The 1,417-nt window shown below is 41.6% G+C and carries 2 protein-coding genes; both read left to right on the top strand.

Features of this window, described 5'->3' with window-relative positions:
- Positions 1-218, top strand: a 218-nt coding sequence (locus BCT81_RS27455; protein ID WP_133152750.1) for a GNAT family protein, incomplete at its 5' end; no start/stop codon positions are given.
- A gap of 10 nt (positions 219-228) precedes the next feature.
- Positions 229-1,278: a pseudaminic acid synthase gene (pseI, locus tag BCT81_RS27460; RefSeq protein WP_102426509.1), complete on the top strand. Its 1,050-nt coding sequence runs from the start codon at positions 229-231 to the stop codon at positions 1,276-1,278.
- Positions 1,279-1,417 lie beyond the last annotated feature (139 nt).

The raw sequence follows: 1,417 nt of genomic DNA on the forward strand, positions 1-1,417 counted from the left end.
AGTTAAAGCCCAAACATTATTTAGTTTCGATTTTCGTTGCCCCCACAGAGTATGGTCGCGGTATCGCGACGGCAGCATTAAAAATGGCAGATGTGATACACCCCGACTTGACCTTGCACGCCACTGTATTAATAAGCAATCAAGCTTCTCAGCTGTTGTTTAAAAAAGCGAATTACATCCAGCAAGGTTCTGAAAATTTTATTCGTAATCCACTTTAATGAGACTTCGATGAAACCATATATTTCAATTGATGGCCGAAAGGTCGGCCCAGAGTATCCCCCTTATATTATTGCTGAGTTATCAGCTAATCATAATGGTGACATTAATCGCGCATTCCAAATTATGGAAGAGGCGAAAAAGTCGGGTGCAGATGCAATAAAATTACAAACTTACACCCATGAAACCATCACTATGGACTGCGATAGTGATGACTTCCAGATCCATGGTGGCTTATGGGACGGGCAAACGCTGTATGAGCTTTATAAAGGAGCACATATGCCATGGGAGTGGCATAAGCCTCTATTTGAAAAAGCAAAAGAGTTGGGTATTACAATCTTTAGCTCTCCTTTTGACTTTACAGCAGTGGACTTATTGGAGTCTCTAGATACACCAGCTTACAAGATAGCTTCTTTTGAAGTGGTTGATTTACCTTTGATCAAGCGCGTTGCACAAACAGGTAAGCCAATGATCATTTCAACGGGAATGGCGAACGAAGCTGAAATTGCGGAAGCGATAAAAACGGCAAGAGATAATGGTTGTAAAGAGCTAGTTGTTTTACATTGTGTTAGTGGTTATCCAGCACCTGCTGAACAATACAACCTAAAGACAATTGCTGATATTGCAGAGCGGTTTAACGTTCTTTCTGGCCTTTCCGATCACACGATTGATAATGCGACGGCGGTTGCCTCGGTGACTTTAGGTGCATGTTTAATCGAGAAGCACGTCACGTTGGATCGAAATGGTGGTGGTGCCGATGATAGCTTTTCCCTTGAGCCTCATGAATTAGCAGCCTTATGCAAAGACACAAAAACGGCTTGGCAGGCTATGGGGCGAGTTAATTACGAAAGGACGGAAGCGGAGAAGGGAAATGTAAAGTTCCGTCGCTCGCTATACGTAGTAAAAGACATTAAAGCTGGTGAAATCCTGACTGCTGATAATATCAAAAGCATTCGACCAGGCTTTGGTATTGCGCCTAAGTTCTATGATGACGTGATTGGGAAAAAAGCAACAATTGAGGTTGTTGCAGGCACACCATTGTCTTTTGAATTCATTGAATAGATCACGCTCTTATTTTGGACAGTTGAGTAGAGATAGCCTCTTGGAGGTTATCTCTATTTATCTCATACTCCGAAAGCACTTCTATATAATTTGATACCTTATTGTTTGGTATCAAGCTATATACATTACAATACTCTTC

Source organism: Vibrio sp. 10N.261.52.A1 (genome assembly GCF_002876325.1).
GTDB lineage: Bacteria > Pseudomonadota > Gammaproteobacteria > Enterobacterales > Vibrionaceae > Vibrio > Vibrio chagasii.